At 39.3% G+C, this 21451-nt stretch carries 19 protein-coding genes; 9 read left to right on the top strand and 10 right to left on the bottom strand.

Annotated features, from left to right (window positions below):
• Nucleotides 1-4 precede the first annotated feature (4 nt).
• The 4 genes from tsaB to M9949_00415 are packed head-to-tail and all read left to right on the top strand — an operon-like array spanning nt 5 to nt 3808.
• Nucleotides 5-676, top strand: coding sequence for a tRNA (adenosine(37)-N6)-threonylcarbamoyltransferase complex dimerization subunit type 1 TsaB (gene tsaB / locus M9949_00430; protein ID MCO5249871.1), 672 nt, complete (start codon nt 5-7; stop codon nt 674-676).
• A gap of 54 nt (nt 677-730) precedes the next feature.
• Nucleotides 731-2023 carry an adenylosuccinate lyase gene (gene purB / locus M9949_00425; protein MCO5249870.1) on the top strand — a complete coding sequence of 431 codons (1293 nt, stop codon included), beginning with the start codon at nt 731-733 and terminating at the stop codon, nt 2021-2023.
• A gap of 14 nt (nt 2024-2037) precedes the next feature.
• The gene (locus M9949_00420; protein MCO5249869.1) at nt 2038-3069 is read left to right on the top strand and encodes a zinc-binding dehydrogenase; all 1032 of its coding nucleotides are present in this window, start codon (nt 2038-2040) and stop codon (nt 3067-3069) included.
• A 28-nt stretch (nt 3070-3097) separates the two neighbouring features.
• The gene (locus tag M9949_00415; GenBank protein ID MCO5249868.1) at nt 3098-3808 is read left to right on the top strand and encodes an MgtC/SapB family protein; all 711 of its coding nucleotides are present in this window, start codon (nt 3098-3100) and stop codon (nt 3806-3808) included.
• A 4-nt stretch (nt 3809-3812) separates the two neighbouring features.
• Here the strand turns inward: M9949_00415 and M9949_00410 are convergent, their stop codons facing one another.
• Both M9949_00410 and M9949_00405 read right to left on the bottom strand, forming a co-directional pair.
• Complete coding sequence (locus M9949_00410; protein ID MCO5249867.1) at nt 3813-5234, bottom strand: T9SS type A sorting domain-containing protein; 1422 nt, start codon at nt 5232-5234, stop codon at nt 3813-3815.
• Nucleotides 5235-5331: 97 nt separating this feature from the next.
• Complete coding sequence (locus tag M9949_00405) at nt 5332-6546, bottom strand: adenylate kinase (GenBank protein ID MCO5249866.1); 1215 nt, start codon at nt 6544-6546, stop codon at nt 5332-5334.
• Between the two features lie 293 nt (nt 6547-6839).
• Here M9949_00405 and M9949_00400 point away from each other — a divergent pair, with 293 nt between their 5' ends.
• Both M9949_00400 and M9949_00395 read left to right on the top strand, forming a co-directional pair.
• Nucleotides 6840-7124, top strand: a complete 285-nt coding sequence (locus M9949_00400) for a DUF485 domain-containing protein (GenBank protein MCO5249865.1) — start codon at nt 6840-6842, stop codon at nt 7122-7124.
• Nucleotide 7125: 1 nt separating this feature from the next.
• Nucleotides 7126-9120 carry a cation acetate symporter gene (locus tag M9949_00395; protein ID MCO5249864.1) on the top strand — a complete coding sequence of 665 codons (1995 nt, stop codon included), beginning with the start codon at nt 7126-7128 and terminating at the stop codon, nt 9118-9120.
• A gap of 68 nt (nt 9121-9188) precedes the next feature.
• Here the strand turns inward: M9949_00395 and speA are convergent, their stop codons facing one another.
• On the bottom strand, nt 9189-11075 hold the full coding sequence (gene speA / locus M9949_00390; GenBank protein MCO5249863.1) for a biosynthetic arginine decarboxylase: 1887 nt from the start codon (nt 11073-11075) through the stop codon (nt 9189-9191).
• Between the two features lie 169 nt (nt 11076-11244).
• On the opposite strand from speA, the gene M9949_00385 reads away from it, so the two are divergent.
• Nucleotides 11245-11670 carry a hypothetical protein gene (locus tag M9949_00385; GenBank protein MCO5249862.1) on the top strand — a complete coding sequence of 142 codons (426 nt, stop codon included), beginning with the start codon at nt 11245-11247 and terminating at the stop codon, nt 11668-11670.
• Here M9949_00385 and M9949_00380 read toward each other — a convergent pair.
• Both M9949_00380 and M9949_00375 read right to left on the bottom strand, forming a co-directional pair.
• On the bottom strand, nt 11665-13146 hold the full coding sequence (locus M9949_00380) for a UDP-N-acetylmuramoyl-L-alanyl-D-glutamate--2,6-diaminopimelate ligase (GenBank protein MCO5249861.1): 1482 nt from the start codon (nt 13144-13146) through the stop codon (nt 11665-11667). The two genes, M9949_00385 and M9949_00380, sit on opposite strands and share 6 nt — an antisense overlap.
• A 338-nt stretch (nt 13147-13484) precedes the next feature.
• Nucleotides 13485-13925, bottom strand: coding sequence for a CBS domain-containing protein (locus M9949_00375; protein ID MCO5249860.1), 441 nt, complete (start codon nt 13923-13925; stop codon nt 13485-13487).
• A 155-nt stretch (nt 13926-14080) separates the two neighbouring features.
• Between M9949_00375 and M9949_00370 the strand changes: the two genes are divergently transcribed.
• Nucleotides 14081-14839 (top strand): hypothetical protein, encoded by a 759-nt coding sequence (locus tag M9949_00370; GenBank protein ID MCO5249859.1) that lies wholly within the window; start codon nt 14081-14083, stop codon nt 14837-14839.
• Here M9949_00370 and M9949_00365 read toward each other — a convergent pair.
• The 5 genes from M9949_00365 to M9949_00345 form a co-directional block, all read right to left on the bottom strand.
• Nucleotides 14836-15225 carry a flagellar biosynthetic protein FliO gene (locus M9949_00365; GenBank protein MCO5249858.1) on the bottom strand — a complete coding sequence of 130 codons (390 nt, stop codon included), beginning with the start codon at nt 15223-15225 and terminating at the stop codon, nt 14836-14838. The two genes, M9949_00370 and M9949_00365, sit on opposite strands and share 4 nt — an antisense overlap.
• 21 nt (nt 15226-15246) lie before the next feature.
• On the bottom strand, nt 15247-15678 hold the full coding sequence (fliN, locus tag M9949_00360) for a flagellar motor switch protein FliN (protein ID MCO5249857.1): 432 nt from the start codon (nt 15676-15678) through the stop codon (nt 15247-15249).
• Between the two features lie 4 nt (nt 15679-15682).
• Nucleotides 15683-16720, bottom strand: coding sequence for a flagellar motor switch protein FliM (gene fliM / locus M9949_00355; protein MCO5249856.1), 1038 nt, complete (start codon nt 16718-16720; stop codon nt 15683-15685).
• Between the two features lie 6 nt (nt 16721-16726).
• Nucleotides 16727-17332: a hypothetical protein gene (locus M9949_00350; GenBank protein ID MCO5249855.1), complete on the bottom strand. Its 606-nt coding sequence runs from the start codon at nt 17330-17332 to the stop codon at nt 16727-16729.
• 234 nt (nt 17333-17566) lie between these two features.
• A complete protein-coding gene (locus M9949_00345) occupies nt 17567-18892 on the bottom strand; it encodes a UDP-glucose/GDP-mannose dehydrogenase family protein (protein ID MCO5249854.1) in 1326 nt (441 codons plus the stop codon).
• Nucleotides 18893-19044: 152 nt separating this feature from the next.
• Between M9949_00345 and M9949_00340 the strand changes: the two genes are divergently transcribed.
• Nucleotides 19045-21309: an aconitate hydratase gene (locus M9949_00340; protein ID MCO5249853.1), complete on the top strand. Its 2265-nt coding sequence runs from the start codon at nt 19045-19047 to the stop codon at nt 21307-21309.
• Nucleotides 21310-21451 lie beyond the last annotated feature (142 nt).

Genomic DNA, 21451 nt, shown 5'->3' with positions numbered 1-21451 from the left:
GAATATGAAAAATAATGAAGTAATATTGACTCTCGAAACCTCCCAGAGAACGCTTTCCGTGGCATTATCATTCGGAAATGATGTAATTGCCGAGTATAGCTGCTATTCATCGAATGCACATGACAAATTGCTCGCACTCTATGCCCAAAGGCTAATAATCGACCATCTAAGGGGTGATTTTTCAAAGCTGAATTATGTAGCTTTGTCAGCGGGTCCGGGTTCATTCACAGGATTGCGGATTGGGGCAGCATTTGCAAAAGGGCTTTGTTTCGGCTCGGAGATTAAAATTCTCGCAGTGCCAACCTTGCAAGCCATTGCTCTCGAAGCTAAATCACATTTAAAAAGCGAGCACAAACGTTTAATCAGCGTGCTTCCTTCGCACAAAGAGCAGGTATATTTTCAACTTTTTGATTTAGATTCAAACCCTTTGGGCGATATTGAGTTCGAAAATTACGAAATTTTCCAAAATATTATTTCTGAGGGTGATTTCATCTGTGGGATTATTCCCGAAGAATTGAATTTATCGGCAACGAGCATTTTCCCAAATTCGAAAATAATCTGCAATTATGCACTACAAATGATTGCCAATGAAGAATTTGCCGAAATAGAAACATTCGAACCGATTTATGTCAGCGAATTCATACCCAAAACAGCCACTAAAAAATTGAATATTTGATATTTGTGTATTTTTGAAAAATGAATTAGAATAAAAATTATTGGATTAAATTAAATGATAGCACGATATACATTGCCCCAAATGGGCAAAATTTGGACTGACGAAACGAAATATGCAATTTGGCTCGAAATCGAAATTTTAGCTTGCGAAGCCCAAGCAGAATTAGGAATAATTCCAAAAGAAGCTGCAAAATTTATTCGCGAAAACGCAAAAATTGACATTGAGCGGATTAACAAAATCGAAGAAACCACCAAGCACGATATAATTGCATTCCTTACTAATGTCGAAGAGTACATAGGCGATAAATCGGCTTATATGCACGTTGGGATGACTTCCAGCGACGTATTGGATACTTGTCTTGCAGTGCAGATAAAAGACGCCGGAGACATCTTGCTTGAAGATTTAAACGTGCTTTCCGAAGTGCTGGCAATCAAAGCGCGCGAGTACAAGCATACTGTTTGCGTTGGTCGAAGCCATGGCATTCATGCCGAAGCTATGACTTTCGGGATGAAAATTGCAATTTGGTATGATGAGAATAAACGCAACATCGAGCGCCTTAAACATGCACTCGAAGACTGCCGCTACGGTATGATTAGCGGTGCAGTCGGCACATACGAGCATTTATCACCGGAAGTGGAAGAATATGTATGCGAAAAACTCGGGCTGAAGCCTGTCAATGCATCATCGCAAGTGATTCAGCGCGATTCTCATGCCTTTTTCATCGCAACTTTAGCTGTAATTGCCACAACATTAGAAAAAATCGGTGTCGAAATCAGACATTTGCAAAGAACTGAAGTGCGTGAAGCTGAGGAATTTTTCTCGAAAGGGCAAAAAGGCAGTTCCGCAATGCCGCACAAACGCAACCCGATAGCCTCAGAAAATATTTGCGGGCAAGCTCGTTTAATCAGGTCATATGCAATAGCAGCGATGGAAAATAATGCACTTTGGCACGAACGCGACATTTCGCACAGTAGCGTAGAACGAAATATTTTCCCTGATGCAACTGTTACACTTGATTATATCATCCAACGGACATCAAAGCTGCTGGGTAATCTCGTCGTATATCCGGAAAGGATGTTGGATAATTTGAATTTGACATTTGGATTGATTCATTCCCAAAAAGTATTACTTGAGCTTGCTCGACGCGGATTTCCACGCCAAAAGGCATATGAAATTGTACAGCGATGCGCCATGAGAACTTGGGATGAGAAGAAACCGTTCTACGAATCACTCATTGAAGATGCCGAATTGATGCAAAATATTACGGCTGAAGAATTAAGCAAATTACTAAGCTACGACAAGGTTTTCGAGAGCGTAGATTATATTTTTAAAAGATGTGGATTATAAAATAAGGATAAAATATGAAAGCTGTTATAATAAATGAACATGGTTCAGCAGATGTACTGCAATACACGGAAGATTTCCCGACACCGACTCCGGCGGACAATGAAGTTTTGCTCAAAGTTCACGCTGTCTCGTTAAATCGCGTTGACACTGTTGTTCGGAAGGGATATCCCGGGCAAACTATACCGATGCCTCACATTCTCGGAGGTGATATGGCAGGCGTTGTGGAGCAAACTGCAAAAAATTCGGACAAATTTGAAGTGGGGGATAGAGTTGTCGTTTATCCTATTAAATTGCCCGAAGAACGCGACCCACACTACGGTGAAAACACCTTCTTGAATGACGGTTGGCAATTTTTCGGAATGCAACGCCATGGCGCCTATGCCGAATATATCGCAGTTCCTGAAGAAAATTTAGTCAAAATTTCCGACAATGTATCTTTTGAAGAAGCTGCGGCATTGCCTATTGCGGGATTGACAGCATATCATGCAATTTTCGGAACTGTTGACCTCAAGTCCGATGATGTATTTTTCATTTGGGGCGGTTCAGGTGGCTTGGGCACATTTGCGGTTCAATTAGCTAAACAAAAAGGTGCAAAAGTAATCGCAACCGTTGGCAAAAATGAGAAAAAAAGTGTCCTTGAGAGCTTGGGTGCTGATTTAGTGCTTAATCATCACGAAGACGACGTTGTTGCCGAAACACGCAAATTCGCTCCCAAAGGAGTTGATTTGTTGATTGATTACGTCGGTCCGGCAACTTTTGACAAAAGTTTCTCGCTCGTTCGCAAGAATGGAACTATCGTAGCTTGTGGAATGTTGACAGGCATGGAAGTTAAATTGCATTATCAACAATTCTATTTCCGTCATCTCAACTTGAGAGGCATTTTCTTGGGACCGATGAATGAATTCGTAGAATTTGTGGAGATGAAAAATCAAGGTCAAATCAAATCGCACATTCATCAAGTCATTGATTTGAAAGATGCTGCCGATGCTCATCGCCTATTGGAAAGCGGGAATTACGTCGGAAAAATTGTATTGAAAATTTCATAAAATTTTTTACAATAGATTGGTGTTCGATATGGAAGTGTGGGAATATACTTTGCGAATTGGGATTGCATTCTTCCTCGGTGGAATGATTGGATTCGAGCGGCAGTATAGGCAAAAAAGTGCCGGACTGAGAACCAACACATTGGTTGCGATTGGTTCTGCAGCTTTTGTAATGCTGTCGCATGCTTTGACAGGCGATACCGGCGACCCTTCTCGAGTGGCAGGGCAAATCGTAACAGGTATCGGCTTTCTGGGAGCAGGTGTAATTATTCGCGAAGGTGCAAACGTTCAAGGGCTTAATACCGCTGCGACTATATGGTGCTCGGCAGCAGTTGGCGCTTTGGTAGGTGCAGGATTGTACACATATGGAATTATTACAGCTTTCGCTGTGGTTTTAACGCTGATAATCTTGCGTCCCTTGGCGAACTATTTAAGTCGTCGAAAAGATAAACATACGAATGAAGATTATCTCGATTCGCATTATTCAATGAAAATCAGTTGCCATATTGAAGCTGAATCGCAAATCAGACCAATGATAATAGAGGCGATTTCCGAAAATGATTTGCAATTGCAATCGCTCAGAAGCACGCGTGATGAACAATCGGGGAATGTTAGATTTGAGGCTCAGATAATTTCTGAAGGGCGAAACAATAAGCATATTGAAAATTTTGCCAAGCGAATTGGCTCTGACAGGAATGTATCGGAGATTGAGTGGTTGCTATTGAAAACAAATTTTAATTGAAAAATCAGCGACTGATTAAAAATTTGTGTACCTCGGAATTGTGCCCGAAATTGTAGTTGATTCTTGCCAAATACAATCCACTTGATAAATTTGATAAATGCATCGTGTACGACATTCCGGTCACAGATTCGGTTCTGACTATTTGCCCGAAAATATCAATGATTTCTACAGACAAAATATCAAAAGGAGCGTTGATTTCCATCAAATCACCGTTGATTGATAGTTGGAGCTCCGGATTATTTGCGTCGTTGACATCCGATACTGAAAAATTCAAATCGAAAATATAACCATCATTTGTGATTGCTCTGAGCATATTTGGATTTACACCCGGTACATTCAGATTGTTTCCGGCTTTATTGCGTAGAACTAAATTGCAAAGAATAGAAGAATTGCCTTGCGAATGCTCCTTCAAATATGAGCCTGCCGCTAAATGCAATTTACTATTTTCATCAAGAACGTAGTAAACAAAAGGTTTTTCAGAGAAAGTATTGCCTACTTCTACACCGATGAATTCATGCGTTTTCAAGATTTCTGATAAATTGAAAGTTGAAACTGCAGTTATAAAGTCTAATTCGGGATTTATAAGTAAAGGAACTTTTACATAATCAGGTGCATCGAAAACTTCAGGCGAGGGGAAATCTTCTTGCAAATCATCAGCATCTTTCTTAACTGAGCTATTTAAGGTGTCTTTGCCCATATTATACGAGACGATTAGCATGTCGGTGATGGTGATATCGCCGTTGCCGTCGCAATCAGCGTAAGTAACTTCGGCATTGTCCCAAGTCAAAACTCTATGAGCAGCCCAAATAGCACTGCCTGACTTGCGTTTGAAACTTTTCATATTTTTTGTTGCAGAGCCGAGTCCAATAAACTTTGTAACGTTAGCATAATCTAAATGATTCACAATACCATTATTGTCGGTGTCGCCGGGCCAAACATTGATAAAACCGTGAATTGTATATTCAATCGGCTCAGCGTTTATTGAAATTATCTCGCGAACGTCATTTACAATCGTCGTAGCAACCGGTTGAATAAAAGTGAAATTCAGCGATGAAGCATTAGCTGCGTTTTGGAGCACAACAAATTCGAGATGCACTATCTTTGGTTCTGCGATGCTGTCAGGGATAGTAGTATTGCCCAAACCCACGGCGATAATCAAATTTGAAGTACCATCTTGATTTAGCATTGGAATCACTTGTGGTTTGCCGAAATCTCCGGGTAGCCATTGTGAAAATTTTACAACATCACTTTGGTTAAAATTCAACTGTAATGCAACACCGTTAGATTTTGGCAAATCTTTAAGATAGATGTCCATACCAAAAGTATAGCTCGCCGTCACAAAACCGTAACGACTCGAATCCACATCTGTCCGCTTGACTACAATGCTTTGAGCCGATAGTGCTTGCACAGTTGCAATAAATACCAATATGTATATTAAAATTTTTATATGTTCTCCATTCTATTTCACGAATTAAACATCAATCATCGTGCCATAGAATGAATTTCACAAATACCAACAAGAATCAACGAATATTTTTGAAGCCGTTTTCGATTTCGAAAGCAAGGCGTTGGAAAACTTCATCGAAATCGCCCATGCCGTTAATTTTGGTTACGCCGTGCAACTGATTATACTTTTCGATTACCGGAACAGTCTTGGTTTCGTGTTCTTGCAAACGCTTTACGATTTTTGCCGTACTCGAATCATATGGCATACTCTTATCGGTTTTGCTCCGTGCGTCCAATCGGCTGATGAGCTCGAGAGTGGGGACTTCAATTTCGATAATTTTCGAAATCGAAGAGCCGTGTTTGCGGAGCAATCCATCGAGAATATATGATTGCACCAAAGTTCGCGGAAATCCTTTGAATATAAATCCCTTGGCATCTTTAGAATTGGATAATTTTTTCTCCATCAATGGCACTACGATTTCATCGGGCACGAGTTGACCACTATCATATAGTTCCTTGATTTTGATACCTACATCGCTGCCGATTTTGATTTCTTCATCGAGCATAGCTCCTGTGGCTACGTATTCCAATCCGAAGTGAGCTGCCAATGCTTTACCCTGTGAACCTCTCCCACAACCGGGATAGCCGAATAAAACGATGTTTAGCAATTTCTTACTTAGTATTTGTTTGATGGTCTCTGTGATTTGTGTATTTACATCCTCGATTGATTGAGTACCATCAACACCGATATAAATCTCTTTCTCCTTGTAAAATTGCAGAACCGGAAGAGTTTTTTGTTCATATTCTTTTAAACGGTTGCGAATAACTGTTTCGTTATCGTCAGAGCGACCGGAGCTTTTTCCTCGATTAAGCAACCTTTTGACAGATTCTTCCTCGGGGACATCTAAGCAAATCAAGCAATCAAGCGAAGTATTCAATTTAAGCATCAACCCTTCGAGAATATAGGCTTGAATATAGGTTCTTGGGAATCCATCGAACAGAAAGCCGTTGGAATCAGGGTTATCTGTGATAGTTTTTTCGATTATTTGAACAATGATTTCGTCCGAAACCAAGCCACCAGCAGCGATAGTGCTTTGAGCTTCGAGTCCGAATTTACTCTTTTTAGCAATCTCCTTACGGAGCAAATCGCCTGTAGAAATGTAAAAGAGATTGTACGTTTTGATTAAAAACTCAGATTGAGTACCTTTACCGGCACCGGGAGGACCAAATAATGCGACGTTCAGCATAATCTTTCTATAATTATTCCAACTACTTTTAGCTAAATTAAACATATTTCATGAAAGAGCAAAAAGGATACTTCAAATTTCATGAATAAATAAGCAAAATTTATGATACTTTTTTGATTTAAAATTCATTCTTTCACAACAATCTTCTTTGATAAATCAAATTAAATCACTAAATTACCAACAGAGATATTTTAAAATCATAAAAAGATTTTATGTTTTTGCAATAGTCTCTTAGATGATTTATAATGAAATTTGAATGAAGTTTTATTTAAAGCGAACATAATCATAACAAGATATGTATAAATTGACTTATTTAATAATCACCTTTTGGAGGCTTTATGCACGGACCCTCTACCGATTGGAAGAAGGACTACTCTTCGCCATTGAAAGAGCTTTTCGGCAAATGGTTCTTTATATTATATTCCATAGTTTACGCAAGCTTTATTATAATCAGCGTTGTTAGCCCCAGTTTGATGGCAACTGATGTTGGTAGTATAAATGTGGCTATAGCTTATGGTTTTTTACTGATTATAATTGCTATCGTTTTGGCATTTGCATATAATCACTTTTGCACGCGTGCAGAAGAAATGATGCAACCCGAAGACGAAGAGGAGGTAATATAGTATGTATTACGAAGCATCGGGTTGGTCAGTAATCTTATTTGTTGGTATTGTTCTTGTCGTACTGTTGATTTCATATCACTTTGGCAGAAAGACCAAAACTTCTGACGGATATTATGCAGCAGGTGGCAATATACATTGGTCTGTAAATGGAATCGCATTTGCAGGTGATTATCTCTCTGCAGCGTCATTCCTTGGTATTTGTGGCATGATTGCAGTATCCGGCTATGACGGATTTCTTTATTCTATCGGCTATCTCGCAGGGTGGATTGTGGCGCTATTTCTTGTTGCCGAACCAATGAAAAAGCTCGGTAAATATACTTTTACAGATGCTTTGGATGCAAAATTTGATTCAAAAGGGATTAAATTAGTAGCAGCAATCAGTACGCTGATGGTATCAATATTTTATTTGATTCCACAAATGGTCGGGGCAGGTTCGCTAATTACGCCTTTGCTGGGTATGCCACACTGGGTAGGTGTTGTTTTAGTTGGGACAATTGTAACAATAATTGTGGCAACGGCAGGTATGGCTTCTACAACATACGTCCAATTTATGAAAGGTGGTATGTTGATAGTCTTTTCGATTGCACTTGTATTTTTGATTTTTTCTCGAGGTATTTCAACGGAGCCGGACCAAGGTGGTGATGTGCCTTTCCGCGGATTTACAACTATCAAAACTCTTTCTTTGGAGCCATATGGTGTAGTGCTCGAAGATTCGACATATAAACTAATAAGGGAATACACTGACGAAAAAACTAAATTAAGGTTCTTAAAGTTAGAAAAAGACGGTGAAGTTACGATTTGGAGAGTAAACGAAGCGGATTCTTTGATTGATGAAACTTTGTACGTATTGAACAAAAGTGACGGTACTACTCTTTACAACGGTGCTCCAAAAGAAGAGAAAAAGTTCTATCAAGTTGGACATATGAGCGACCTTGGTGATGAAGAGGAAACTCGTACAGGAACTTTAGATGTGTTTTCATTTATCGAAAAAATCAAAAAAGGAACTGTAGTCAGATGGAGCAAACACGTTTTAATGGATGGTAACGATAAATTATCAATTTATTACCAAAATCCTACTCCCGGAAGCGAAGTGCTCAAACCCGGACAAAAATTCAAAGTTGATGCCGAAAAAGGTGCTACTTTGACAAACCAAATTGATTTCATTTCGCTTATGATTGCATTGTTTTTCGGCACAGCGGCTCTACCACATATTCTTATCAGGTATTATACTGTTTCGAGTCCTTCGGCAGCCAGAAAATCTACGATTGTTGCAATCAGTGTCATCGGTTTGTTCTACGTTCTGACTCTTTACATGGGATTGGGAGCCATGGTCAACGGCGTAATTGACTTGACAAATGACAATATGTCGGCACCACTGTTGGCTAAGTCATTTGGGGTACTAATTTTCTCTATCATATCAGCTTTAGCTTTCGCGACGATATTAGGAACAGTCAGCGGGCTGATTGTTGCTTCTGCCGGTGCAGTAGCACACGATTTGATGGATAAATTCCGAAATAAAAATTTGACAGATAAAAAGAAAGTGATTTACGGTAAATTTGCTTCAATAGTTGTGGGAGCCATAGCAATAGGCTTTGGCATATTATTCAAGGAAATGAATGTGTCATATCTTGTGGGTTGGGCATTTGCCATTGCAGCATCTGCAAATCTTCCTGCAATCTTGATGGTTTTATTCTGGAAGAAAACTACTGCACAAGGCGTAATTGCATCTGTGCTAATTGGCTTAGTTTCGGCATTGGGGCTCATATTACTTTCGCAGGAAACCTACAACAACGTATATGGATTGGTCGGCGTTCATGCTCCGGTACAAATTAATAACCCGGCGATTTTCTCCGTTCCTCTTAGTTTCATATCCTTGGTTGTAGTTTCTCTTCTGACTCAAAAAAACAGAAAGAACGGCATTAACGCAATAAATGATAATGACAATAATGATGGTGGCAATGGTAAAAACAAAAAATTTGCCTATAATTCCAAATAATCATTTCTAAGTTAAAAAAAACACCCGAAAGCAATTGCCGACGGGTGTTTTTTTTTCATTTTTACTTTCTATTCCAAATAAGTGTAGCCGTACAATCCCGAGCGATAAATCGCCAAAAATTCCTTCCCTTCGGCAGCAGTAATTTTCCCTTCTTTGACTGCAGTAGTAACCCACGATTCCATAGTACGGACTAATTTTTTGGAATTATACTGAACATAATCCAATACTTCCTCTACAGTTTCTCCGTCAATCACTTGCTTGATTACATATTTGTTATTTTCGATAGCAATATGAACTGCATTGGTATCGCCGAACAAATTATGCAAATCACCGAGAATCTCTTGATAAGCTCCAACGAGAAATACTCCAATGTAATACGATTCGTTCTTTTTAAGCGGATGAACCTGCAAATTGTAAGAATACTCTCCGGTGCCAATAAAATGGTCAATTTTGCCATCGCTATCGCAAGTTATATCTTGCAAAGTGGCATAATTTGTTGGTTTCTCGTTCAATCTGTGAATCGGCATAATCGGAAATATTTGGTCAATCGCCCATGAATCCGGCAGCGACTGGAAAAGCGAGAAATTGCAGAAATACTTGTCCGCCATTTGTCTGGATAATAGCTTAATCTCTTCATACGAATGTTTCATATTTTGAGCAACGTCATGAATTTCTCGAGCTACAGACCAATAAAGCATTTCAATCAAAGCGCGCGTTCTCAAATCAAGCATCCCGAGCGAAAAGCGGTCTAATGATTCTTCACGAATTTGAAGAGCATCATGCCAAGCTTCGAGCATTCTATTTTTTGTGAGATTTGTATAAATATCGTATAATTCTTTTACCAATTCATCATCATCTTCGGAAATTTTGTAGGAATCATCCCAAACAGGCAAGGAAGTCGTTTCAAGCACATCAAATACGAGAACCGAATGATGTGCAGTAATCGAGCGTCCCGATTCCGTAATGATATTCGGATGAGGAAGCTCGTTTTTTTCGCAAACATCAACGATGTTAAAAACGGCATCATTTACATATTCTTGGATTGTATAGTTGATACTGCTCAAATTTGAAGAGCGAGAGCCATCGTAATCCACACCGAGCCCGCCGCCGATATCAACAAATTGCACCGCGAAGCCCATATTGCGTAATTGTACATAAAATTGTGCTGCTTCGCGAAGTGCTACTTTGATTTTGCCGATTTTTGTGATTTGGCTGCCAAGGTGGAAATGAATCAATCTCAAAGCGTGGGTCATACCGGCATCTTGGAGCAAAGTAGTTGCTTCGACAAGTTCACTTGCGTTAAGTCCGAATTTGCTTCTATCGCCACCGGAGCTTTCCCATTTGCCGCTACCTGATGTTGCAAGTTTAATTCTTATTCCAATATTTGGAGAAACATTCAATTTCTTCGCAATATTCAAAATCAATTTCAATTCATTCAACTTTTCGACAACAAGATAAACGTTTTTGCCCATTTTCTTTGCTAACAGAGCCAATTCGATGAAATCTTCATCTTTGTAGCCATTGCAAATTACAAGTGCATTCGGGTTGTCCTGAATAGCCAAAACAGCGTGCAATTCGGGTTTTGACCCTGCTTCGAGACCGATATTGAATTCTTCGCCATGTTTGATGATTTCCTCTACAACCGGACGCATCTGATTCACTTTTATAGGATAAATCACAAAGCTTTCGCCTTTGTAATCATATTCATTTGTCGCCACTTTGAAGCAATTGTTAATAGTTGCTATTCTGTGGTGCAAAATATCCGGAAATCTGAGCAATACCGGTGTGGAGACGTCGCGAAGCTGCAATTCATCAATAACGGCTTTCAAGTCAACTTCTACACCATCTTTGGGCACAACGCACGCATTACCTTTGTCGTTGATTTTAAAATAATTGACTCCCCAACCTTGGATATTATAAAGCTCGGTAGAGTCTTCGATTTTCCATTTGCGCATTTTTATTAAAAATATTAGAATGAAGAAAAAAACAAAAATGTAATGACGAAATAGATTTGATAAATTTTTTTGATATTTTTACAATTTTAGTTCGCAAATTTGAATTCACTATCAGCTAAAATAAATTGACCCAAATCAAGTTTATAAGATAAATTTAAATTGGAGAAGAATGAAAATATCAGATGATACCAAGGCTGTAGTTCAATTCCTGAACGAATACACAAAGGGCAATCTCCGCAAAGTTAATGATTTGGAATGTCTTTTCGAGATTGCTGCAACTTATGACGGAAACGAGGAGCTTAACAGACTCGTTTTTGCCGGGAAATCAGTATGGAACATAGCTTCTAAGCTAAGGAAAGTTGTTCCGGGCACTGAAGGAATTGAATTATTGGAAAAAGAATTGCTCCGCAACATTGATGAAATGATAAGATTGATGCGGAAAATTTCAGAATTTGCCGAAAGTGATGTCAAAAAAAGATTCGACGATATTTACTTTCCCGAAACAAGCGGAGCATTGAAAAACCTGATAGATTTAGGGCACGACCTCTCCGTATTCAAAGATATACAAAGCCGCAGCCGTCGTCAGGAATTATAATTTGCCGAATTTTTCGATTTCAGCCACATCATCAAAATCGTGCTTCGTAGTGCCGATAATTTGATATTTCTCGTGTCCTTTGCCCGCAATCAGAATTATATCATCTTTTGAAGATAATTCGACAGCTTTTTCGATTGCTTTTTTCCTGTCTGGTTCAACAATTATTTGCGAATTAGCTTTAGTTGCACCTTCTAAAATTTGCTTAATAATATTATCGGGAGATTCGGTTCGTGGATTGTCGCTTGTTATGATAACAATATCACAACTTTCGGATGCGATTTTTCCCATCACGGGACGTTTGCTTCGGTCTCTATCGCCACCACAACCAAATACACAAATCATTTTAGAATTGTTTGCTTCGGATTTTATTACATCTTTACAAGCATTAATGGCTTTCTCTAAAGCGTCGGGTGTGTGGGCATAGTCAACCAATGCAATAGCTTCGTTAAACAGAACAACTTTTTGCATTCTGCCCGGAGCACCTTTTGCAACTGATAAGCCTTTTTGGATAGCACCGTAATCAATTTTCAGTGAATTGCATACAGCAGCAGCCAGAGCAGCATTATCAATATTGAATTTGCCGAGTAAAGCGGTTTTGCCGTCAATAATACGTTCTCCGCCATATAGCACGAAGTCAGTAGAAATGATTCCAGCTGTTTCTTTCAAAATTTTGTAATAATTTTTCTTCTTTCGCCCAACAGTATAAACCTTTGCCGCAGTGTCGCGTACAATTAGTTCCGCATATTCATCATCGCCGAAAACCACTGCAACGGCATTTTTGTCCAGCATGTCGAACAATATTTTTTTGGAAAAAGCATAATCTTCAAGCGAATCATGATAATCCAAATGGTCGTGAGTTAAGTTTGTAAAGACTGCCCCACGAAAATTTATACATTCGGCACGTTTTTGTTTCAAAGCATGCGAAGAAATTTCGATAGCAACCCATTCTACACCTTCTTGCAGCATTTTATACAATATTTCGGCTATATCACGTGATTCCGGCGTAGTATTAACGAGTGGTATGAAATGATTATTGAAATATGCACCCGTTGTCCCGATAATCCCACCTTTGGAATTGGCAGCATTAAATATCGAATTTAGCAAAAACGATATTGTGGTTTTGCCATTAGTGCCGGTTATGCCAATAATATTGAGCTTGGTGGATGGAAAATCGAAAAAAGCATGAGACAATTCTGCTAAAGCCAACCGAGTATCATTGACAATTATGAATGTAACATCGGGTGAAATCAAATCCTGCTTCGGGAAAGATTCGCAAATAACCGTTTTGGCACCATATCTAATAGCTTGATTGATATAGTCGTGACCGTCAAAAACCAAACCTTTGATAGCTACAAAGCAAGAGCCGGGTTCGCATTTGCGGGAATCATATTCGACACCGGAAACATATTTATCCAAAAGTCCGATGACGTTTTTTTCGGAACTCAGTGAATCACAAATAGAAAGTAAATTCTTCATTTTTTTTTCTTGTATTTATCTAACTTATAAAACTATCACTTTTTTTCCACATGTGAAAATAAGATTAGAGCTATACAAAAAAAAATATAAGATTTATTTGTTTTGTCATTCTGAACGAAGTGAAGAATCCATGTTTTTTGAAAGCTTGATTCTTCGCCTGCGGCTCAGAATGACGTTGTTTTGTCATTCTGAACGAATTGAGGAATCCATGTTTTTTGAAAGCTTGATTCTTCGCCTGCGGCTCAGAATGACGTTGTTTTGTCATTCTGAACGAATTGAGGAATCCATGTTTTTTGGAAAACTTCATTCTTCGCCTGCGGCTCAGAATGAAGGCAGTATTACTGCTTTTGCATATCCATAAGGAGCGAGTGTGTAAATAGCAAAATATCGGTATGAGTCAAAATTCCGAGCAAATTCATTTCCCAATCTACCACCGGAAGGCAATCCAATTTATATTTTGCCATAAGTGCCACAGCCTTTGCTACGCTATCTTCAGGGTAAATGACGTGAGTAATCGGATTCATGATTTTGGCATAATCAATAATCTTATTGAAGCCATTTTCTCCGAAATTCTGATTTGCGTCATAGATATTTCTGAGACTGTATTCGCGAATTTTCAAATCCGTTATTACACCGACAATTTTACGTCCTTCAAGTACGGGTATGTGTCTGATTTTCTCCCTCTTCATAATTTCGTCTGCATCGTGGATTGTATCCTCGATACTGACGTTGAACACGTTAGTGGTCATGATTTCCGAGACTCTTCTTAACAATGGCATAATAACCTCATTTTTAAAAATTCACAAATTCTAAATGTTAATTTAACACAATTTTCTTTATAAATCAAGAAAGATATTTTCAAAAACAAAAATATTTTTCTTAGTTATGTGCTTTAATTTATATATATTTAAGTTTGTTCAAATTTCAAAAATACATGAATAGTTTATTAGATGTATCAAAATCCGGCGAACTGCTCGTAGTGGCACACAGAGGCTCGTCAGGGACAGCTCCCGAAAATACGATTTCGGCATTCCGTCAAGCATTGGAATCAGGTGCCAAGATGGTCGAAATTGATATTCAAATCACCGCTGATAATAAATTTGTCGTTTATCACGATTTTGTGCCACCGGGACATATCAAACGTATCTCGGAATTGAATTTTGATGAAATTAAGGATATTGATATTGGTTCTGCTTATGGCAGCATTTATGCAGGCGAAAAAATTCCGCTCTTGCAGGAAGTATTGGAATTGGTTCGCGACAAGGCTCTGCTAATGATTGAAATCAAAACTTGGACCGGTGACAAAATCCAAGCAAATATGAAAAATTTGATTGATTTAATCGAAGAATATAACAATCTTGAACGCACTATATTCGGCTCCTTCAATTACAAAGTTCTGAGGGATTTGAAAGAATTGAATCCGAATATCAAAACTGCTGCAATCAAAATCCCCGGGGACGATAAGACTCCGAAAGAAATCAAAGAATTAACTCAATGCGAAGTGTTCATTTTTTCGGTTGAGGAACTCACACAAGAGTTGATGGAATCGGCAATTAGGGAAGAACTTTTCACCGGAGTGTATTCTGTGGATACAAAAGCAAATCTCGAAATAGCTTTGGAGTACAAAGTCAGAGCAGTAGCGACAAATTATCCGAATAAGATTTTCAAATGGTTAGAAGAAATCAAAGCCTAATTGCTTTGCTTTTTGAGTACGTTCCGTATAAAAGCTTTGAACGATAAATCATCGTCGGCTTCGGTTTGATTTCGCGAATCCCTAACTTGTTTCTTAATTCCGGTCACGGCAGAATCTTCTGCACTTTTATCAATTTTGCCGGTCAAATCAGCAATTGGAGTGATACTTTTGTCTGTGACTCCAAGCAACAAAACTCTCGTTCCGGCTTGGACTACAAAAAGATGATTTTTGGGTTGGAGTGAAACTTTCGAGAGAACTTTCAGGTCAATAGGTGATAAATTGCTCTTGAATTTACTAGCGTATCTTTTCACAAATATGAGAAGAACGCCTAAGATTCCAACAGCAACTATCAAAGTAATAAATGTATTTAATATAGAACCATCCATCGAAAGCCTCGCTTAATTAAATTATTTCTTGATTCCCTTCAATCTATCAGCCGGGTCAATCAAAGTAGTGATTCTGATACCGAAATGCTTATCCACAACTACAACTTCGCCTTCGGCTACTTTTTTGCCATTTATCAACACGTCAACCGGCTCGCTGACTAATTTGTCGAATTCGACGACAGAGCCTCTACCAAGGCGGAGAATGTCCCGAATCAACATATTAGTCCTGCCAAGCTCGATAGAAACAGGCAATTGCAAATCATAGAGCAATTCCATTTTTGGGTCGAGTGGTGACAATATATTCGAGTCACTCGAAAATCCTAAATTCGGGAAATCACCCTGCATTGTATCAGCCGATTTTGCCTTTTGCTCCGAATCAAGATTTTCTTCATTTTGAGTTTCGTCAACTCCGCTGCTGATTAAAGCATCAATTTCTTCTTGGGTCATTGACATAATATTACTCCATTTCTTTAAACGATAAATCCATTTCTACTAAGTCCTCTTCCTTGAGTGCACGTGTAATCCTAATAGCTTTTTTGCCGTCAACAGTTCCTGGACGCGCTGCAAGTTTGCGTTTACTACCGATAATTACTTCGATTTCTTCGTTAATTCTATTTTCTAATTTTATCACATCGCCGGGCTTGAGTTCTAATAATTCACCTACTGTGAGAGATGTTTTGCCAAGTTCGGCAATTACCGGAAGCCGCGTTGTCGATATCTGTTGATTGACTACTGCAATGTTATCCCTGATTTTCTTGGGCGAAACTTTGACTGCATTCGTCGTGATTTGTTGCTTGTTGAGCTTTGAAAGAACCTCTTCTAAAGCAAATGTCGGGAAGCATAGGTTCATCATGAAAGTATTATTTGTATTGCCGATTTTGACGTCAAAAGATACTACAACCACGATTTCCGACGATGGTGCCACTTGGACGAAGTCTGCTTCTACTTCTAATCTCGAATATTTGAAATTCAAATCGGCGATTGCTCGCCATGAATTTCGCAAATCTGATAAAGCGTGCTCGATAACACCCTTGATTACAGCTTGCTCAATCGGTGTAATTGTTCTGGGTTTGGGGACGACATCACCACCTCCGCCGAGCAACATTTCCACAATCGTTAGTGCTAATTCGGGGCTTACTTCCATAATTCCCGAGCCATCTGTGCCTTCCATATCAAAAATATAAAGGCAACTCGGATTCGATACTGACAATATAAATTCGGAATAAAAGAGCTGGTCAACTGATGTCACTGTGAATGACACGACAGTTTGCAACTTTGAGACTAAATAATATCCAAATACTTCGGAAAAATTTTCATGTATTGTTTGGAGAGTACGAACTTGATTTTTAGAAATACGATTAGGGCGACGAAAATCGTAATTGCTAATCTCCCCTTTTGCCAATTTGCCGGAAATTACTTCATTAACGTCTATTCGCCCGCTGTTCATTTCATTGAGCAGGTTGTCTATTTCTAATTGTGATAAAACTTCAGCCATACACCACTATTGAATTATATATTCTACAAGAATTACGTCACGCAAGAAAATTCGATTGTTTATAAACACGGGAACCAATCTTTCTTTGAAAATCGAAGTCAGAGAATCGCGACGAATTTGTTGCAATTCGCCAACGCTCATATCGCCTATTTGATTGTTGACAGCATTCCGAATCAATGCCTCAAATCTACGTTTTTGGTCATCGGATTCGGCTTCCTTTTTGGCTTCGTCGTCAACTCCAAGCCCGGTTCGGTAGCTTAATCCCAAATTAACAACTACAAATTGAGTCGAAGCACGCGGATTGGTAGTAATTCTACCCGTTTCCATGTATTTCGAATCGTTTTCGGAAATTTTGTCCTCTTCAGCCATCCTTTTGTAATACTCAACATTGGACAAATCCTTATCCTCGACTTGTTTGTGTTCTTGCTCCGTAGTCTGAGTGTCACCCGGTTGAGTGCCAACAACGGAATTCAGCATCATTTTGACTGCGAACAGAATCACAACAACTAAAATAATCAATACACCTGCACCGATACCGATAATAACAGGTAAAGACAATCCGGCTTTCTTTTTAGGCTCTTCGGGTTCTTGCTTGTTTATTTCATCAGCCATACTTTTCCATTTAAAATTTAATGTTATATAAAATATCGGCATCAAATCAAATTTATTGAATATTTATATCAATTTTATGAAATATCATGCCAACAATGTTTGAATTTACTTTGCTGTTGACTCTATCGGCTATCTCAATATAGCATTGCAATAAAGGTCAGAATAATCTGAAATTATGGCGAAAAATAAACCTGAATTCATAATTCACTTGGTCATTTATCACCATGCCCCAAATTACTTTCGTCCGATGCAGAAATACTCAAAACCTTGTTCTTTCATATCCGCCGGCTCAAACAGATTTCTTCCGTCAAAAATTATATTTTGCTTCAGCGAGAAACTGATTTTTTCCAAATCCGGATTCCTAAACTCGTTCCATTCCGTAGCTATTACTAAAGCATCAGCATTTTTCAAAGCATCATACATATTGTCTGAATATGCAATTTTGTTCCCAAAAACAACTTTAGTATTTTCGATTGCTTCCGGGTCGAAAGCAATGATTTCTGCCCCTTTTTCGAGCAATAATTCGATTAATCTGTGAGCAGGTGCTTCGCGAGTGTCATCTGTATTGGGTTTGAATGCCAAACCCCACAATGCGAATCGTAAGCCTGTGAGTTTGCCGCCAAATCTTTTGGAAATTGTTTCGAAAAATCGGCGAATTTGCTTGTCATTAACTTCGTATGAAGCCTTGACAATATCTAACTCGATGCCTTTGGCTTGGGCTGAATACATCAAAGCGCGAACATCTTTCGGGAAACAGGAGCCGCCATAGCCTATTCCGGCAAACAAAAATCGTTTGCCGATGCGAGTATCCGAACCAATTCCAACTCTGATTTTTTCAATATCGGCGCCGACTGCTTCGCAATATGCCGATAGGTCATTCATGAATGAAATTTTAGTAGCAAGGAACGCATTTGCTGCGTATTTTGTCAATTCAGAGCTTTTCTCGTCCATCACATAAATCGGGTTGCCTGAGCGAACAAACGGTTGATACAAGTCGCTTAGCGTCTTAGCAGTGTATTCGTCGGAAGTACCAATTACGATTCTTTCCGGTTTCATTGCGTCCTCGACGGCGAATCCTTCTCTCAAAAATTCCGGGTTCGAGGCAACAGTCACCTTGTTATCAGGCAAAATTTCATCAAAAATTGCTTTCACAACATCCGAAGTTCCCACGGGAACTGTGCTCTTGTTCACGATAATTTTGTTTTCAGTAAGATTCTTTTTTTTGATAATCATCGCAATATCCGATGCTACTCTTTGGACATGTTGCAAATCTGCCGAACCGTCTTCGTTGGGCGGAGTGGGCAAACATAAGAAAATGACAGAGGCATTCTCGACAGCATATTCCAAATTTGTCGAAAAATGCAATCTTCCGTCGCGTAAATTTTTCACGAGCAAAGGTTCAAGTCCGGGTTCGAAAATTGGACATTTCCCATTTTGCATCATTTCTACCTTTTTTTCGTCAATATCAATGCAAATTACTTTAATTCCTGTGGAGGCGAAACATGTACCTGTTACTAATCCGACATATCCGGTTCCGATTACTGCTATTTCGTATGACATTTTATACCTTATTTTCAAGAAAATACAAAAATATATAGTACAAATTTACGAAAGTGTAAGCAAATGGTAATTTAATTTGATTTCAATTTCAGATAGTTTTAAATTAGTAGTTATAAAAATTTACATAATCAAATAATAATAAGGGTTTTATTATGATTTTCGATTTGAATATGATTAAAGCGGTTTATGCCGATTTAGATTCAAAAATTTCCAAAGCAAAAGCCGCCTTGGGACGACCACTGACACTTACTGAAAAAATTCTATACTCACACTTGGACAAAAATCAAGAACTCAAGGATTTCGGTCGTGGAAATGACTATGTCGATTTCAATCCAGATAGAGTAGCCATGCAAGACGCCACTGCTCAGATGGCACTTATGCAATTCATGCAAGCAGGAATGCCACAGGTGGCAGTTCCCTCAACAGTACATTGCGACCACTTGATATTAGCAAAAAATGGCGCAGTCGCTGACCTTGCCGAATCTAAAGACGTGAACAAGGAAGTATTCGATTTTCTTTCCTCTGTTTCGAGCAAATATGGAATTGGATTCTGGAAACCCGGTGCGGGAATCATCCATCAAGTTATACTCGAAAATTATGCTTTCCCGGGTGGGATGATGATTGGCACGGATTCGCACACAGTTAATGCAGGCGGATTGGGCATGGTAGCGATTGGTGTCGGCGGTGCTGATGCCGTTGACGTAATGGCAGGATTTCCGTGGGAGTTGAAATTCCCTAAGTTAATTGGTGTCAAACTTACCGGTAAAATGAGTGGTTGGACGTCCGCAAAAGATGTCATACTTAAAGTTGCCGATATTTTGACTGTTAAAGGTGGTACAGGACACATTCTCGAATATTTTGGCGAAGGAGCAGATTCCATTTCTTGTACCGGCAAAGGCACAATTTGCAATATGGGTGCAGAAATTGGCGCTACTACATCACTATTCGGATTCGATGAATCAATGGTGAGATATTTGGAAGCTACAGATAGAAAAGAAGTCAGCGAATTGGCAAAATCAATTTCGCACCATCTGACCGGTGATGCCGAAGTTTACCAAAATCCCGAAAAATATTTTGACCAAGTAATTGAAATAAATTTATCTGAACTCGAGCCACACGTAAACGGACCATTTACCCCCGATTTGGCAACTCCTCTTTCAAAAATGAAGGAAGCTGTAGATGCAAACGCTTGGCCCGAAAAAATTGAAGTCGGACTTATCGGCTCATGCACAAACTCGTCATACGAAGATTTGACCCGTGCAGCGGAAGTCGCCAGACAAGCTTCGGAGAAAAATTTGTTGGCGAAATCAGAATTTACGATTACTCCGGGCTCGGAGATGATTCGATTCACAATTGAGCGCGACGGCTTGTTGGACGATTTCGAGAAAATTGGCGGCGTGGTGCTTGCAAATGCTTGTGGACCTTGCATCGGTCAATGGGCAAGACACGGAGCCGATAAAAAGGAAAAAAATACAATCATTACCTCATTCAATCGCAATTTTGCGAAAAGAAATGACGGCAATCCGAATACTCACGGATTCGTAGCATCTCCGGAAATCGTTACAGCGCTTTCGATTGCCGGAACTTTGAAATTTAATCCGATGACCGACAAATTAATCAATGAAAATGGCGAACAAGTCATGCTCGAACCGCCCGTAGGATTGGAATTGCCCGAAAGAGGCTTCGACGTTGAAGATGCGGGCTATCAATCACCTGCTGAAGACGGTTCATCAATCCAAGTGGTAGTCCAACCGGATTCGGACAGGCTGCAGCTTCTTGACCCATTTGCGGAATGGAACGGACGCGATTATACAGGTTTGAAATTAATCATCAAAGCAAAAGGAAAGTGTACGACTGACCATATTTCGATGGCTGGACCATGGCTTCGATTCAGAGGGCATTTGGACAATATTGCAAATAACACATTGACAGGAGCTGTGAACTTTTTCAACGAAAAAACAAATTACGTGAAGAACCAACTCACAGGCGAATATGGCGAAGTGCCAACCGTTCAACGTGCGTACAAAGCCGCAGGAATCGGCACAGTCGTAGTGGGCGACGAAAACTATGGCGAAGGCTCATCACGCGAACACGCAGCGATGCAACCGCGACATTTGGGTATGAAGGTTATTCTAGTTCGTTCATTTGCCCGCATTCATGAAACTAATCTCAAGAAGCAAGGTATGTTGGCTCTGACTTTTGCCAATCCGGAAGATTACGCAAAAATCCAGGAAGACGACACAATTGATATACTCGGATTGACCGAATTTGCCCCGGACAAACATCTTACCGTAGTGCTGCATCATGCCGATGGTACAAGAGATGAATTCGAGGTCTATCATTCCTATAATGAGCAACAAATCGAATGGTTCCGCGCCGGCTCGGCATTAAATATCATCAAGAAAAAGTTTATGTAATTGGGCATAAATAAGGATTAACAATAGTCGGTAATAGCTTGTATAACAAAGTATGCAAGTTGTTATCGATTTTTTATATCCCCAACAAGCTTTTAAGTTAGCTTTCAATTTTAAATAGATAAGGAGTATAAAAATATATTTT

The sequence above is a fragment of the Candidatus Kapaibacterium sp. genome, assembly GCA_023957315.1.
GTDB lineage: Bacteria > Bacteroidota > Ignavibacteria > Kapaibacteriales > UBA2268 > PGYU01.
The sequence above is the reverse complement of the archived record's forward strand: the minus strand, read 5'-3'. Positions and strand labels throughout refer to the sequence as shown.